This is a genomic window from Comamonas sp. GW821-FHT11H03, from assembly GCF_058807955.1.
The window spans coordinates 86,482-100,835 of sequence record NZ_JBXARF010000001.1 but is presented as its reverse complement, the minus strand read 5'-3'; the positions used below and the strand labels follow the sequence as shown (position 1 = coordinate 100,835).

The 14,354-nt window shown below is 62.6% G+C and carries 12 protein-coding genes; 10 read left to right on the top strand and 2 right to left on the bottom strand.

All coding sequences use genetic code 11. The annotated features are described in order from the left end of the window. Positions 1-87 precede the first annotated feature (87 nt). From AC1RTQ_RS00445 to AC1RTQ_RS00430, 4 genes are all read left to right on the top strand, one after another. Positions 88-2,253 carry a formate dehydrogenase subunit gamma gene (locus tag AC1RTQ_RS00445; RefSeq protein ID WP_492873594.1) on the top strand — a complete coding sequence of 722 codons (2,166 nt, stop codon included), beginning with the start codon at positions 88-90 and terminating at the stop codon, positions 2,251-2,253. A 10-nt stretch (positions 2,254-2,263) separates the two neighbouring features. Further along, positions 2,264-5,164 (top strand): formate dehydrogenase subunit alpha, encoded by a 2,901-nt coding sequence (fdhF, locus tag AC1RTQ_RS00440; RefSeq protein WP_492873592.1) that lies wholly within the window; start codon positions 2,264-2,266, stop codon positions 5,162-5,164. Next, entirely contained in the window at positions 5,164-5,403 is a 240-nt protein-coding gene (locus tag AC1RTQ_RS00435) for a formate dehydrogenase subunit delta (RefSeq protein ID WP_409814641.1), read from the top strand. The genes fdhF and AC1RTQ_RS00435 overlap by 1 nt, the downstream gene beginning before the upstream one ends. A 120-nt stretch (positions 5,404-5,523) precedes the next feature. Beyond that, positions 5,524-6,453: a DMT family transporter gene (locus AC1RTQ_RS00430; RefSeq protein ID WP_492873590.1), complete on the top strand. Its 930-nt coding sequence runs from the start codon at positions 5,524-5,526 to the stop codon at positions 6,451-6,453. A 114-nt stretch (positions 6,454-6,567) separates the two neighbouring features. Here AC1RTQ_RS00430 and AC1RTQ_RS00425 read toward each other — a convergent pair whose 3' ends face one another. After that, positions 6,568-7,203, bottom strand: a complete 636-nt coding sequence (locus AC1RTQ_RS00425; RefSeq protein WP_304350547.1) for a TetR/AcrR family transcriptional regulator — start codon at positions 7,201-7,203, stop codon at positions 6,568-6,570. A gap of 228 nt (positions 7,204-7,431) precedes the next feature. Here AC1RTQ_RS00425 and AC1RTQ_RS00420 point away from each other — a divergent pair, with 228 nt between their 5' ends. The 6 genes from AC1RTQ_RS00420 to fahA all read left to right on the top strand — a co-directional run bounded on the left by AC1RTQ_RS00420 (position 7,432) and on the right by fahA (position 13,783). Further along, entirely contained in the window at positions 7,432-8,757 is a 1,326-nt protein-coding gene (locus AC1RTQ_RS00420) for an NAD(P)/FAD-dependent oxidoreductase (protein WP_304350546.1), read from the top strand. Between the two features lie 48 nt (positions 8,758-8,805). Continuing rightward, a complete protein-coding gene (locus tag AC1RTQ_RS00415; protein ID WP_492873587.1) occupies positions 8,806-10,206 on the top strand; it encodes an amino acid permease in 1,401 nt (466 codons plus the stop codon). Between the two features lie 153 nt (positions 10,207-10,359). After that, on the top strand, positions 10,360-10,740 hold the full coding sequence (locus tag AC1RTQ_RS00410; RefSeq protein WP_003072751.1) for a RidA family protein: 381 nt from the start codon (positions 10,360-10,362) through the stop codon (positions 10,738-10,740). Between the two features lie 129 nt (positions 10,741-10,869). Then, positions 10,870-11,958, top strand: a complete 1,089-nt coding sequence (gene hppD, locus AC1RTQ_RS00405) for a 4-hydroxyphenylpyruvate dioxygenase (RefSeq protein ID WP_492873585.1) — start codon at positions 10,870-10,872, stop codon at positions 11,956-11,958. A gap of 5 nt (positions 11,959-11,963) precedes the next feature. Continuing rightward, positions 11,964-12,503 (top strand): VOC family protein, encoded by a 540-nt coding sequence (locus AC1RTQ_RS00400; RefSeq protein WP_492873584.1) that lies wholly within the window; start codon positions 11,964-11,966, stop codon positions 12,501-12,503. Further along, a complete protein-coding gene (gene fahA / locus AC1RTQ_RS00395; RefSeq protein ID WP_492873582.1) occupies positions 12,500-13,783 on the top strand; it encodes a fumarylacetoacetase in 1,284 nt (427 codons plus the stop codon). The genes AC1RTQ_RS00400 and fahA overlap by 4 nt, the downstream gene beginning before the upstream one ends. 245 nt (positions 13,784-14,028) lie before the next feature. Here fahA and AC1RTQ_RS00390 read toward each other — a convergent pair whose 3' ends face one another. Further along, positions 14,029-14,352: a hypothetical protein gene (locus AC1RTQ_RS00390; protein ID WP_492873581.1), complete on the bottom strand. Its 324-nt coding sequence runs from the start codon at positions 14,350-14,352 to the stop codon at positions 14,029-14,031. Positions 14,353-14,354 lie beyond the last annotated feature (2 nt).

Sequence of the window (14,354 nt, the reverse complement as noted above, 5' to 3'; positions counted from 1 at the left end):
CCGCTCAGGGCTTGAAATGGCAGGCGAGACAAAGCGTCTGCGCAACAGACCGCGCCGCTTCCACAATGAAAGCCAGTTGGGATACCCATGCCAGCCATTCAAGGGAAGATCATTCCCATCACCTTCGACGCAGCCGCCAGTGCCGCTTCCGCACTCGGTGGCCATGAACGCGAAGCCCTCGAGCACGCCATTGCCGACCATGCATCGCGCCCTGGCTCTCTGATCGTTCTGCTGCACTCTCTGCAAAATGCGCTGGGCTTTATCCCGCGTGCTGCCGTGCCCGTCATTGCCGAGGCCCTGAATCTTTCGCGTGCCGAGGTCCATGGTGTTGTCAGCTATTACCCGCATTTGCGCGAGCAGCCCCATGGCAGGACGCTGATCCAGGTCTGCCGGGCCGAAGCCTGCAAGTCGCGTGGCGGCGATGCACTGTTCGCCCATGCGCAAGCGGCACTGGGCTGCCAGTCCCATGGCACGAGCGCCGATGGCAGCGTGACGCTTGAGCCGGTTTACTGCCTGGGGCTGTGCGCCCAGTCGCCGGCCGTGATGGTCGACGAGAGCGAAGTCCATGCGCAGATGACTGCGGACCGGTTCGATGCCCTGATGGAGGAAATTCAGCAAAAACAGCTTGAAACCAAGGCAGATGAATCGAAACCAGCTATCGAAAATGAAGCTGTCGATGCCCCGCGCATCTATGTGCCGCGCGATGCCGCAGCCCTGGCCGTGGGCGCGGATGCGGTGGCCGACGCGCTGCAGCGCGAGTGCGCGGCGCGAGGCCTGGCGGTGGAGCTGGTACGCAACGGCTCGCGCGGCTTGCTGTGGCTGGAGACCCTGGTCGAAGTCGAGACTGCGCAGGGCCGTGTGGCCTACGGCCCGGTTCAGGCGGCTGACGTTGCAGGTCTGCTGGACGCCGGCATGCTGCAGGGCCAGCCCCATGCGCTATGCCATGGGCTGACCGAGCAGATGCCTTATCTGGCACGGCAGGAGCGTCTGACTTTTGCGCGCGTGGGCATCATCGATCCGCTGTGCCTGCGGGACTACGAGGCCCATGGCGGCTGGCAAGGCCTCAGGGCTGCTGCGGCCATGGCCCCCGAAGCCATCGTCCAGCAGGTGCTGGACTCCGGCCTGCGCGGTCGCGGCGGGGCGGCATTTCCGGCGGGGATCAAATGGAAGACCGTGGCGGCTGCTGAGAATGTGGGATCAGGGTCGCAGAAATACATTGCCTGCAATGCCGACGAGGGCGATTCGGGCACGTTCGCCGACCGTCTGCTGATGGAGGGCGACCCGTTCTGTCTGATCGAGGGCATGGCGATCGCTGGTCTGGCCGTCGGCGCAACGCAGGGCTATATCTATGTGCGCAGCGAATATCCGCATGCGATTGCGGTGCTGAACGAGGCGATTGCACGTGCCAGTGCCGCAGGCTGGCTGGGCGGCAATGTGGCCGGCAGCGGCAAGGCGTTCTATCTGCAGGTGCGCAAGGGTGCGGGCAGCTATGTCTGCGGTGAGGAGACCGCCATGCTCGAGAGCATCGAAGGCAAGCGCGGCATTGTGCGTGCCAAGCCACCGTTGCCTGCGATCGAAGGCCTGTTCGGCAAGCCCACGGTCATCAACAACGTGATCACGCTGGCGACCGTGCCCGTCATCCTGGCCAGGGGTGCGGCCTTCTACCAGGGCTACGGCATGGGCCGCTCGCGCGGCACACTGCCGTTCCAGCTGGCAGGCAATATTGCGCAAGGCGGCCTGGTGGAAAAAGCCTTCGGTCTTACGCTGCGCGAGCTGGTGCAGGACTTTGGCGGCGGCACGGCCACGGGCCGGCCCGTCAAGGCCATTCAGGTGGGTGGCCCGCTGGGCAGCTATGTGGCGCCCGGGGACTGGGATGATCCGCTGGACTACGAAGCCTATGCCGCAAAAGGCAATGTGGTTGGCCATGGCGGGCTGGTCGTGCATGACGATCAGGCCGATATGGCACAGCTGGCGCGCTATGCCATGGAGTTCTGCGCCATCGAGTCCTGCGGCAAATGCACGCCCTGTCGCATCGGCTCCACGCGAGGGGTGGAGGTGATCGATCGCATCACACGTCAAGGCGGCGCCGAGCATGCAGCCAATGTGGCGCTGCTCGAGAGCCTGTGCGACACCATGCAGCACGGCAGCCTGTGTGCCATGGGCGGTATGACCCCCTATCCGGTGCGCTCTGCGCTGCAGCACTATCCGCAGGACTTCGGTATCGAGCCCGTGCAGACCGTGAACCCCGCCTGAGGAGAGAGCCATGCTGGAACATCTGAAGAACACTGATTGCGGAACGCCTGCCAGCCTGTCCGAGGAACGGGTCACGCTGCATATCGACGGCCGCGAGGTCACCGTGCCCAAGGGCACATCGCTGATGCGCGCAGCCGTCGATGGCGGCATCAAGGTGCCCAAGCTCTGTGCCACGGATTCGCTGGAGCCCTTTGGTTCCTGCCGGCTGTGTCTGGTGCAGATCGAGGGGCGCAAGGGCTTTCCTGCGTCCTGCACCACGCCTGCCGAAGCGGGCATGAAGGTGCGCACCCAGAGCCCGCAGCTGCAGGAGCTGCGCAAGGGCGTGATGGAGCTCTATATCTCAGACCACCCGCTCGATTGCCTGACCTGCTCGTCCAACGGCGACTGCGAGCTGCAGGACATGGCCGGAGTGGTCGGTCTGCGCGAGGTGCGCTATGGCATGGATGGAGCCAACCACTTCAAGGGCGAAGCCAGGGCGGAGGTCGATACCTCCAATCCCTATTTCAACTACGACCCCAGCAAGTGCATTGTCTGCAATCGCTGCGTGCGCGCCTGCGAGGAAACGCAGGGCACGTTTGCGCTGACGATCAGCGGACGCGGTTTCGAGTCTCGCATCACGGCTGGCCAGGGCGACGGCTTCATGGCCAGCGACTGCGTGAGCTGCGGTGCCTGCGTGCAGGCCTGCCCCACGGCCACTTTGCAGGAAAAGACCGTGGTCGAGCTGGGCCAGAGCGAGCACAGCGAGATCACCACCTGCGCCTACTGCGGCGTGGGCTGCGGCTTCAAGGCCGAGATGAAGGGCGAGCAGGTGGTGCGCATGGTGCCCTGGAAGGACGGCAAGGCCAACGAAGGCCATGCCTGCGTCAAGGGGCGTTTTGCCTGGGGCTATGCCACGCACAAGGATCGCATCACAAAGCCCATGATTCGCGCCAAGATCAGCGATCCCTGGCGTGAAGTGAGCTGGGACGAGGCCATTGGCCATGCGGCCAGCGAGTTCCGCCGCATCCAGGCCAAGCACGGCAGGGACTCGATTGGCGGCATCACCTCATCGCGCTGCACCAACGAGGAAACCTATCTGGTGCAGAAGCTGATCCGCGCCGCCTTCGGCAACAACAATGTCGATACCTGTGCGCGTGTCTGTCACTCGCCCACGGGCTATGGTCTGGGCCAGACCTATGGCACGTCGGCAGGCACCCAGACCTTCAAGTCAGTGGAACAGTCCGATGTGATCATGGTCATAGGCGCCAATCCCACGGCGGCGCATCCGGTGTTTGGTTCACGCATGAAAAAGCGCCTGCGCGCGGGTGCCAAACTCATCGTGATCGACCCGCGCGAGATCGAGCTCGTCAACTCGCCCCATGTCAAGGCCGACTACCACCTGCAGCTGAGGCCCGGCACCAATGTGGCCATGATCACGGCGCTGGCTCATGTGATCGTCACCGAGGGCTGGCTGGCCGATGCCTATATTGACGAGCGCTGTGACGCCAAGTCCTTTGCGCAATGGAAGGAGTTCGTTGCCAGGCCGGAGAACTCGCCCGAGGCCACTGCCGACATCACCGGCGTGGCTCCCGAGCTGGTGCGCGGTGCGGCGCGGTTGTATGCCTTGGGCAGTGCAGATCATCCCCAAGGAAAGCAGGTCAACTCGGCCATCTACTACGGCCTGGGCGTGACCGAACATGCCCAGGGCTCGACCATGGTCATGGGCATTGCCAATCTGGCCATGGCCACGGGCAATGTGGGTCGCGAAGGTGTGGGCGTGAACCCGCTGCGCGGCCAGAACAATGTCCAGGGCTCCTGCGACATGGGCAGCTTTCCACACGAGCTGCCGGGCTATCGCCATATCTCGGACAGCATCACGCGCGCCGAGTTTGAAGGTGCCTGGGGCGTAAAGCTCAGTCCCGAGCCGGGCTTGCGCATTCCCAATATGTTCGAGGCCGCGCTGGAAGGCAGCTTCATGGGCCTGTACTGCGAGGGCGAGGACATCGTGCAGTCCGACCCCAACACCCAGCATGTGACGGCAGCGCTGTCGGCCATGGAATGCGTGGTGGTGCAGGACATCTTCCTCAACGAAACCGCCAAGTACGCCCATGTGTTCCTGCCCGGCTCGTCCTTCATGGAAAAGGACGGCACGTTCACCAATGCCGAGCGCCGCATCTCGCGTGTGACCCAGCTCATGCAGCCGCTGGCCGGCTATGCCGACTGGGAGGTGACGCAGCTGCTGTCCAAGGCGCTTGGCTATCCCATGAACTATGGCCATCCACGCGAGATCATGGCCGAGATTGCGCAGCTGACCCCCACTTTTGCAGGCGTGAGCTACGAGAAGATCGAGCGCCTGGGCAGCGTGCAGTGGCCCTGCAATGAAGGCACCGAAGAGGCGGGAACGGCCATCATGCACAAGGAAAAATTTGTGCGTGGCAAGGGCCGTTTCATCATCACCCAGTATGTGGCCACGGATGAAAAGGTCACGCAGCGCTTTCCGCTGCTGCTGACCACCGGGCGTATTCTCTCGCAGTACAACGTGGGCGCGCAGACGCGGCGAACGCCCAACAGCCAGTGGCATGGCGAGGACAGGCTGGAAATCCACCCCCATGATGCCGAGGATCGCGGTATACGCGATGGTGACTGGGTGGGCATTGAAAGCCGTGCCGGCCAGACGGTATTGCGCGCCACGGTGACCGAGCGCATACAGCCCGGCGTGGTCTACACGACCTTCCACTTTCCGGAATCGGGTGCCAATGTCATCACCACCGACAGCTCGGACTGGGCCACCAACTGCCCCGAGTACAAGGTGACGGCCGTGCAGGTACTGCCCGTGGCGCAGCCTTCAAGCTGGCAGCAAGGCTACAAGCGTTTCAACGACCAGCAGCTCGGTCATCTGGCCGCAGCTCAGCTGGAGATGGGAGGTCGGTGATGGACGTGAACAACCTGATCCGCATGGCCAATCGCATAGCCGAGTTCTTCGAGTCCATGCCCGAACATGACGAGGCGCTCGACGGTGTTGCCCAGCATATCCAGAAGTTCTGGGAGCCGCGCATGCGGCTTCGGATTCTGGCGGCCTTGAACGAGCCTTCCGAGGCCGCGCAGCTGCGGCCCCTGGTGCGCGACGCGCTGCGCAAGCATGTGGCAATGCTGGGGCATGTGCAGACATAGTGCTGCGCACTGAAAAAGAGCAGCCTCTGCGCCCGTTGCGGGTATATTGGGTCTTCAGATCCCTGATCTGAGCCGCTGCCCGCAATCGAATGGCTGCGGCTTTTTTTATTGACCATCTTCATGACTTCCGAATCCGTCAAGAGCTCTTTGATGAGCGCACATCTGCGCCTGCTGGGCATGGCCCTGATGTGGGGCACTTCCTGGCCGGCAGGCCGCATTCTGGCGCTCAATATGCCGCCGTTGGCCGCATCTGCGCTGCGCTTTTTGCTGGCCGCGACCCTGTTGCTGCCCTGGCTGTATTTCTCGGGCGGGCTGGGTGCTCTGAGGCACTGGTCTGTCAAGACCTGGCTGGGCATGTTTGCGGCAGGCGCGACCGGGGTGTTCGGCTACGCCAGCTTTTTCCTCACGGGTCTGCAGCATCTGCCCGCGGGCAAGGCGGCGCTGCTCATCACGCTCAATCCGGTGGTCACGCTGGCGTTCGCCGTGTGGCTTTTCAAGGAACGCATCAACGCCACCATTGCGCTGGGCATGTTGCTGGCGGCCTGCGGTGCCGTGGTGGTCATCTCGCATGGCGATCCCATGCAATTGCTCAACGGAACGGTAGGGGTGGGCGAGATGCTGATTCTGGGCTGCGTGGCCTGCTGGGTTTGCTACACACTGATTGGCCGCGCCATGCTGGCAGGCGTGAATGCGCTGGCTGCGACCACCGTGACTTCCATTTTCGGTGCCTTGCTGCTTGTGGCCGCCAGCCTGGTGCTGGAGGGCTCGCAGGGGCTGGTTTCGGCATTTCAGGCCAGTGGCACGGCCTGGACTGCCATGGTCTTCATGGCCTATGGCTCCACGGCCCTGGCCTATGCCTGGTACTTTGCGGGCGTCAAATCGCTGGGCGCGGGTGCCGCCTCGGGCTATATCACACTGGTGCCGGTGATCGGCGTTCTGCTTTCAGCCCTGCTGCTGGGCGAGAGCATTGAAGGCTCCATGGTGCTCGGCGGCGCCATGGCCGTGCTGGGTACAGCCGTGATGAACTGGGGGCGTCGGTCAACGGCCTGAGGCCGGCCTTCCTATTTGACAGCATGAAGCGCTTGCGCAGAAATCGTCTCAAGCCGCTTTGACTGAATATGGGCCTGGCTTGTTCAGGGTGCCCAAGCCGCTGCTGCCTGCGGATCAAGCCTGTTTGATCGTGCCTGCATTCACGATCATCTGGGAGACCACCTCCAACTGATGTTCGGCTGCTGCATCGTCAATCTCGAACAGGCGCATGACGGCCAGGCCTCGCAGCGCGGCAAACACCACAGATGCAAAGTGGCTGGGCTGAGGATGGCGCTCGGCGATTTCCGGGAAAACCTCCACGAAGTGTTCGAAGGAGGCGGGGTCATATTGGGATCGGTGCGCGTTGATGCGCTCGAATAGCGGCGTGCTCTTGCAGCCGAAAAACATGCTCCAGGTCGCCACATAGCTGGGTTGGGCATAAAGGCTTTGCCAGGCCCTGCGCACGAATTCGCGAGCGCGCGGCTCCAGCGGCAGCTGCGCGGCATCTTCGGGCCAACCTGCGCCCGCAGCCGCCAGCGGCGCCATGATTTCATCGACCACCTGCTCCATCAGCGCCTGGCGGCTGCCGAACTGGTGCTGCACCGCCCCCAGCGTGACTTTGGCGCCACGCGCAATTTCCTGCAGATTGGTTTGCTGAAACCCAACTTTCTGTAGCAGCCGTATGGCGGATTTGATGATCTTGCGCTGCGTGGTCTGACTGCGTTCTGCCTGGGTACGGCGGGGGGCGGTTTTGCTTCCTGTTTGATTCATGGGTTGCGTGTGTGATTCATAAGGCGTCGATGACGCACCACACCAGATGCTACACGCTCCGGCACTGATGGCTGGATGGGCCTGTCTGGGTAACTTCACCCTCGGGTAATCCATGATGAATAAAGATTAAACGTTTAATGTTTTATGTTTTAGACTCCGCCTCCATTGTTGTTCATCAGCGACCTTGGAGAGCTAGTCAGCTTCCGAGGGCTGTTATTGGAATCCGCCATGTCACGCTCTGTTTACCGCCTTCCCGCCGACGACCGCACCAATGGATGGAGCGCGCTGCTGGGAACTCGTCAGCCGAAGGCGCCGCTGCAGGGCGATGTGGCGGTGGACTGGGTCATCGTGGGCGCTGGCTATGCGGGGCTGGCGGCAGCACGCCAGCTGGCACAACAGCAACCTGATGCTTCCATCGCCGTGGTGGATGCGGGCGTGGTGGGGGAGAATGCCTCGGGCCGCAACTCCGGCTTCGCGATCGATCTGCCGCACAGCTCGGCGCCATCGGACGCCGCCGTGGAGGCGGGCCGCAGCGTGATCCGCGTCAACCGCTTTGCCGTGGATGCGCTGGAGCGGGCAGTGACTGAGCACAGCATCTCCTGCGGCTGGCAAAAGCGCGGCCGCTACCACGTGGCAGTGACGGAGGAGGTGGCGCAGAAGTCGCTCAAGCCCTATGCACGCAATCTGGATGCCTGGCAGGAGCCCCATGAATATCTGGACCGTGATGCGCTGCGCCAACGCATAGGCTCCAACTACTACGCGGCAGCCGTCTACACGCCGGGCACGCGCCTCATGAATCCCGCGGCGCTGGTGCGTGGTCTGGCCGACAGCCTGCCGTCCCAGGTGCAGCTGTTCGAGAACTCGCCGGTCATCGAGGCGAAGCTCGAAGGCGCGGCTCCCTTTGTCCGCACGGCCCAGGGCAGCATCCGTGCGCGCAAGGTCATTCTGGCCGTCAATGCGTTCTCGCAGTCATTTGGCGTCTACCAGGAGCGCCAGGTACCGATTTTGCTGTTCGCCAGCCTGACTCACCCGCTCAGCGATGCCCAGATCGCCCAGCTGGGAACGGATGCCGCCTGGGGCGTGACGCCCGCGCATGGCGTGGCGGGCTCCACGGTACGTCTGACGCACGACCGGCGGCTGATGATCCGCCAGGGGTTCGAGTATTCACCCAGCCTGCGCACCACTGACGGGCGCCGCGCCAAGGCCAGGGCCATGAACCAGGCGCTGCTGCGCCGCCGCTTTCCACAACTCGGGGCCATCGAGCTCGAGCATTTCTGGATGGGCTGGCTGGCGGTCTCGCACAACCATGCGCCCGCCTTTGGCCGGATTGGCGACAACGCCTGGGCAGCGTCCTGCTGCAACGGCTCGGGCATCGTGCGCCACACCGCCGCCGGCATGCTGATCGCCGACCTGGCGCTGGGTCGCAAGAACCCGCTGATCGACGACTTCCTCGTCGAGGGCACTGCCAACTACATCCCGCCGCGCCCGCTGCGCGATGTCGGCGTGGGACTCACGCTGGCATGGGATATGTGGCGTGGCCGGGCCGAGCAGTAAGCACCTTTCGGATCCGCATAGGTAGATATAGATAACAGGAGACAAACCATGCATACCCCTTCTTCCAACGGGCATCTGGAGCGCAAGCTCAAGAACCGCCATATCCAGTTGATTGCGCTGGGCGGCACCATAGGCACCGGGCTGTTTCTGGGCTCGGCCGGCATCATCGAGCTGGCCGGCCCTGGCGTGTTGCTGGGCTATACCATCGGCGGCCTGCTGATCTTCTTCATCATGCGTTTCTTGGGCGAGATGCTGGTCGAGGAGCCCTCTGCTGGTTCGTTCAGCTATTTCGCCAACCGCTACGTGGGGCGCTTTGCCGGTTTCCTGTCGGGCTGGAACTGCGTGGCCCTCTATGTGCTGGTGGGCATGCTGGAGCTGACCGCAGTGGGCAAGTTCATCCAGTTCTGGTGGCCCGATATCCCGGTCTGGGTGACGGCAGCCGTTTGCTTTGTGCTTATCAACGGCGTGAACTTCATCAACGTCAAGGCTTATGGCGAGTTTGAGTTCTGGTTCGCGCTGATCAAGATCGTGGCCGTGGTGGCGATGATCGCCACCGGCATCTACCTGCTGTCCACCACACACAACCCCACGCAGACGATCAGCAACCTGTGGACGCAAGGCGGTTTCCTGCCGAACGGCTTCAAGGGTCTGTTCATGGCCTTTGCCTTCATCATGTTCGCCTTCGGCGGCGTGGAAATGCTGGGCTTTGCCGCTGCAGAAACCGAAGAGCCTCGCAAGGTCATTCCCAAGGCGATCAACCAGCTCATGGTGCGCGTGCTGCTGTTTTATGTGGGCTCGATGGCCGTGCTGCTGTCGCTGACGCCCTGGACTGATCTGGTGGCCCAGCTCAAGGCCGGTGGCGGCACCTACAGCAGCAGTCCCTTTGTGTTGGTGTTCTCGGGCATGGGCGAGCATCTGGCCGCGCATATGCTGAATTTCGTGATCCTCACCGCTACGCTGTCGGTCTACAACAGCATGGTCTACAGCTCCAGCCGTCTGCTGTATGGCATGGCCCAGGAAGGCAACGCCCCCAAGTCGCTGGGTGAAGTCAACAAACGCGGTGTGCCCGTGAAGGCCATCGTCTACCCCGGCATCGTCACTGCCTTCTGCGTGGTGCTGAACTATGTGGCGCCTGCCGGAGTGATCGAGCTGCTGATCTCGTTGATCACGGCGGCGTTGGTGATTATCTGGACCATCATCATCATTTCGCACCTGAACTACCGCAAGCTGCATGACGCCAAGGGCACGCCGCGCAGCTTCAAGGCGCCGCTGTTCCCGCTGACCAACTACATCTGTCTGGCAGCCATGGTGCTGGTGGTGGTCGTGATGCTGCTCACGCCCGGAGTACGTGCCTCTGCCTATGCCATTCCGGTGTGGGTGCTGGCGGTCTATGCCATGTACCGCATGGTTTTTCGCCAGCCCGTTGGGCTGGTGCAGACTGCGGTTTGATTGAATGAGGGCTTACGCAAACAAGGATGCGGCAGGACTGTTTTTTGAGGAAAAGCTCTTGTCCGAACCTGATTTGCGCAAGTCGTGTGAATGAGGGCTTGCGCAGACCTTTGCGCCAGCCTGTTGTAACCCCTGAACCTTGAGAGCACTTCGATGAACTCCACTGCAACCTTCTATCCCGCGCCCGGCGGCATGCCCTTCTCTTCTGCAGTCCGTGCAGGCGGCTTTCTGATGCTGTCGGGGCAGATCCCCTTCGGCGAGGACAAGCGCCCGCTTACCGGCCCCATCGAAGAGCAGACACATGCCGTGCTCAAGGCCATCGCGGCGCGGCTGGAGGCAGTGGGCAGCTCGCTGGACGACGTGGTGAAGGCCAATATCTGGCTCAGCGACCTGGCTCATTTCGATGCCTTCAACAAGGTCTACGCCAGCTATTTCAAGGAAGGCAGTTACCCAGTGCGCAGCCTGGTGCAGGCACAGCTGGTTTTTGGCGTTGGCGTTGAGATCGAAGTCCAGGCACTGGATAAAGCAGTCTGATCGCGCCATCATCCATCAGGACTTACGCAAACAAGGGTGCATAAGAGGCATGCCCATGGGGTAAACGTCTTGCCTGAGCCTGATTTGCGTAAGTCGTATCCATTTCATTTTTTTGCAGGAAACCTCGTCATGACCGATTTGTTCGAAAACCCCATGGGCCTGTGCGGCTTTGAGTTCGTCGAGTTCGCCTCGCCTGCCGACGGCGTGCTGGAGCCGTTGTTCGAGAAGCTGGGCTTCACGCTGGTGGCCAAGCATCGTTCCAAGGACGTGGTGCTGTATCGCCAGGGTGGCATCAATTTCATCATCAACCGCGAGCCCAAGAGTCAGGCAGCCTATTTCACGGCCGAGCACGGCCCCAGTGCCTGCGGCCTGGCCTTCCGTGTCAAGGATGCGCACAAGGCCTACAAGCGCGCGCTGGAGCTGGGCGCGCAGCCCGTGCACATTCCCACCGGCCCCATGGAACTGCGCCTGCCCGCCATCAAGGGCATTGGTGGTGCGCCGCTGTACCTGATCGACCGCTACGAAGACGGCAAGTCCATCTACGACATCGATTTCGAGTTTCTGCCCGGTGTGGACCGCAATCCCAAGGGTCACGGCTTCCAGCTCGTCGATCACCTCACGCACAACGTCTACCGTGGCCGCATGGCCTACTGGGCCGACTTCTACAACAAGCTGTTCAACTTCCAGGAAATCCGCTACTTCGACATCCAGGGCGAGTACACGGGCCTGACCTCCAAGGCCATGACTGCGCCTGACGGCCTGATCCGCATTCCTCTGAACGAAGAAGCCAAGCAGGGCGGTGGCCAGATCGAGGAATTCCTGATGAAGTTCAACGGCGAGGGCATACAGCACATCGCGCTGTTGTGCGAAGACCTGCCCACGGCCATCGACAGCCTGCAGATGGCCGGCATTCCGCTGCTGACTGCGCCCAACGACATCTATTACGAGAACCTCGCCAAGCGCCTGCCCGGCCACGGCCAGCCGGTGGGCGAGCTGCAGTCGCGTGGCATCTTGCTGGATGGAACCACCGAAGGCGGCCAGCCACGCCTGCTGTTGCAGATCTTCTCCGAGCCGCTGTTGGGCCCCGTGTTCTTCGAATTCATCGAGCGCAAGGGCAACTACCGCGAAGGCTTCGGCGAGGGCAATTTCAAGGCGCTGTTCGAGTCCATGGAACGCGACCAGATCAACCGCGGCGTGCTCGATACCGCCAAGGAATGAGCACCATGAAGATCGACCGCATCCATCACGTGGCCTACCGCTGCAGGGACGCCAAGGAAACCGTGCTCTGGTACAGCCAGATGCTGAAGATGGACTTCGTGCTGGCTATTGCCGAGGATCAGGTGCCATCGACCAAGGCGCCCGACCCGTATATGCACATCTTCATGGACGCTGGCAACGGCAATGTGCTGGCCTTTTTCGAGCTGCCCACCCAGCCGCCCATGTGCCGCGACCCGAACACGCCGGCCTGGGTGCAGCACATCGCCTTCCGCGTGAAGGATCGGGCCGAGCTGCTGGAGTTCAAGGCTCACCTGGAGGCCAACGGCGTTGACGTGCTGGGCGTGACCGATCACGGTGCATTCCACTCCATCTACTTCTTCGACCCCAATGGCCACCGCATCGAACTGGCCTGCCCCGACCCGGACGAGGAAGCCATGATCAAGAGGCTTGATGCCGTGAAATGGGACATGCTCGAAGACTGGAGCAAGACCAAGCGTGCGCCCAAGCATGCGGCTTTCCTGCACGAGAGGGAGTTCCAGCAATGAGCGCGGTCCTGAATGAGACCTTGAACCCCCAGCTCCAGAGCTGGGTGGTCTCGGCCAACGCTGCGGGTTGCGACTTCCCCATCCAGAACCTGCCCTTCGGCCGCTTCCGCACGGTGGGCGACAGCGGCTGGCGTATCGGCGTCGCCATCGGCAACCAGGTGCTGGATCTGCGCACTGCCGGCCTGATCGACCATGCGGACATGCACCGCTTGATGCAAGCCACGCGGCAAGAGCGCCAGGCGCTGCGCCAGGCGCTTTCCGAAGGCTTGCGCGAGGGCAGTACCAAGCAGTCGGCATGGGAGCCAGCGCTGCTGCCCCAGTCTGCAGTCGAGCTGGGCCTGCCCTGCGAGGTGGGTGACTACACCGACTTCTACGTCGGCATCCACCACGCCTCCGAAATCGGCCGCCAGTTCCGCCCCGACAACCCGCTGCTGCCCAATTACAAATGGGTGCCCATCGGCTATCACGGCCGTGCCTCCACGCTGCAGGCCAGCGGCTCGTCCTTCCATCGACCCATGGGGCAGTCCAAGGCGCCCGATGCGGCCCAGCCCGTGCTGGCACCCTGTGCGCGGCTGGACATCGAGCTGGAGCTGGGCATTTTCATTGGCCAGCCCAACGCCCAGGGCGTGCCTGTGTCCATGAGGGAGGCCGAGCAACATGTTTTCGGCATCACGCTGTTCAACGACTGGAGCGCACGCGACATCCAGGCCTGGGAATACCAGCCGCTGGGTCCTTTCCTGTCCAAGAACTTCGCCAGCACGGTCTCGCCCTGGATGGTGACGATGGAGGCACTGGAGCCATTTCGCCAGCCGTTCAGCCGTCCTGAAGGCGACCCCGATCCGCTCCCATACCTGGACTCTGCCGACAACCGCACGCGCGGCGCCATCGCTATCCAGATGGAAGTGGTGCTGCAGACGGCGCGCATGGCCCGAGAGGGTCATGCGGGTGATGTGATCAGCCGCTCCAACTTCGCCGAGGCCGCGTACTGGACCGTGGCGCAGCTCGTGGCCCACCACACCGTCAACGGCTGCGCGCTGCGCGCGGGTGACCTGCTGGGGTCGGGCACGCTGTCGGGGCCGACCCTGGCGCAGAGCGGCTCTTTGCTGGAGTTGACCACGGGCGGCAAGAACCGCATCACGCTGTCGAACGGCGAAACGCGGGGCTTTCTGGAAGACGGCGATACCGTCGTGCTGCGCGCCTACTGCGAAGGTGCAGGCGCGCGCCGCATCGGCTTCGGCGAATGCCGGGGTACGGTACTGCCAGCCCGAACGCAAGGCTGAGCTTGCAAATCGCGACTTGCGCAAACGAGACTCAAGCAAGCGCTTTGCCTCAGGCAAACCCTCTTGGAGCATCCTGGTTTGTGCAAGTCCATAGGCATATAGGGGCCTGGAGCCTTGTACATGCAGCAGCTAGATCTGTCTGGAGTGTGGCTGCAGGTCGGTAGGGACCCGCTTTTTCCGGCAGGCCATGGGCACACGAAATGGTGAATGTGCGTCTTCATGGCCTGAGTGCTTCAGCGGCTTGCTCAAAGCGGATCGTATCGCGCATATTTTGGGTTGAACCAGCGCAGATCCCGCTTGCCCAGGCTTTGGAGATGCTCCCGCGTCTGTTGGACAAGAGGCCTTTTCAGATCCTCAGGCTGCAGCGGGCGTGACTTGCCAGCTTCTTCCAGTCGCAGCACGCTGGCCTGCGCGCTGGTGTCACTGTAGCTGCGCACCACCAGGCTCAGGCCGCCCAGCGTAAAGCAGTAGATGTCGTATTCGTAGTAGTACTCGTAAAAGCCCTCGGCATCGGGCTCACTGGCGTCGATATGGTGGCTGGATTCCACCTGCAGGCTATCTGTGCCCATGC